Annotated in this window: 1 protein-coding gene; it reads left to right on the forward strand. The window is 50.7% G+C overall.

What is annotated here, in order from left to right; translation table 11 throughout:
- On the forward strand, positions 1-1,311 hold a 1,311-nt coding region (locus J3364_RS22570; protein ID WP_349560412.1), incomplete at both ends, for an amino acid adenylation domain-containing protein.

A 1,311-nucleotide genomic window follows, 5' to 3' on the forward strand; every position in this document is an offset into this window, starting at 1 on the left:
GAAGCCTGGAGATGGTGATTGGCCTGTTGGGGATACTGAAGGCCGGTGGGGCCTATGTGCCGATCGACCCGGTGTACCCTGCAGAACGTATTGAATACATGCTGTCAGATTCGGGGGTCTCGTGGTTACTAACGCAGCAATCCTTACTGAGCCAACTACCACTAAGCAGTGAGCAGTTTGTACTGTGTTTAGACGACGATGCGGTTTACGGTGATCAGCTGTCATGCAACCTGAGTTTGCCGAGTTTGACCCCGTCACACTTGGCTTATGTTATCTATACTTCGGGATCTACTGGTAAGCCGAAGGGTGTGTTGATTCCCCACCATAATGTGGCGAGATTGGTTAGGACCTGTGAGTCTTATTTTCACTTCGGTGATAGCGATATTTGGACTCTTTTTCATTCTTATGCATTTGATTTTTCTGTTTGGGAATTATGGGGAGCCTTGGGTCATGGTGGTATATTAGTTGTTGTTCCGCATTGGATAGCAAGATCAAGTATTGATTTTTATAGATTGATTGTCCAAGAAAGAGTCACTGTTCTTAATCAGACACCTGGCGCCTTCCGTCATTTAATGGAGATTGATAAAAACGAGAAAAGTAAGCTGGCATTACGCTATGTCGTGTTTGGTGGTGAATCACTAGAGCAAGACTCTTTGCAGCCTTGGGCCACAAAATATGGAGACGAGTCTCCGCAGTTGATTAATATGTATGGCATTACTGAGACTACGGTCCATGCCAGTTATCGTCGTATTTTGCAAAAAGATATAGAGGCTGGTTTATGCTCCCGCTCTATTGGTCGCCCTCTTAAAGGACTCATCGCAAGCGTACTGACGGAGTCCCAAAATTTGGCCCCCATTGGTGTAGCAGGAGAGCTATACATTGGCGGTGCCGGTCTTGCCCGCGGTTACTTGAACCGTCCGGAGCTAACAGCCGAACGCTTCATCACCAACCCCTTCCATGACCCGAACAATCCCAGTAGCAGTGAACGTCTGTACAGGACTGGAGACCTGGCGCGCTGGATGCCGGATGGCAACCTGGAGTTCCTGGGTCGTAACGACCATCAGGTGAAGATCCGGGGTTACCGCATTGAACTGGGTGAGGTCGAAACCCAACTGCAGCGTCTTGATGCGGTTAAGGAAGCGGTGGTGGTAGCGCACACCGTGGAAGCGACAGGGGATAAACGGCTGGTTGGTTACATCACGCCGGCAGTGCCCCCGGCGGAGGGTGAGGAGCTGGACTTGTTCCCGATCCGCCGTGAGTTGAAGGCGACCCTGCCGGAGTACATGGTGCCCAGCGCGTTGATCGTTCTGG

The organism is Marinobacter sp. NFXS9 (assembly GCF_040148665.1).
GTDB lineage: Bacteria > Pseudomonadota > Gammaproteobacteria > Pseudomonadales > Oleiphilaceae > Marinobacter_A > Marinobacter_A mangrovi.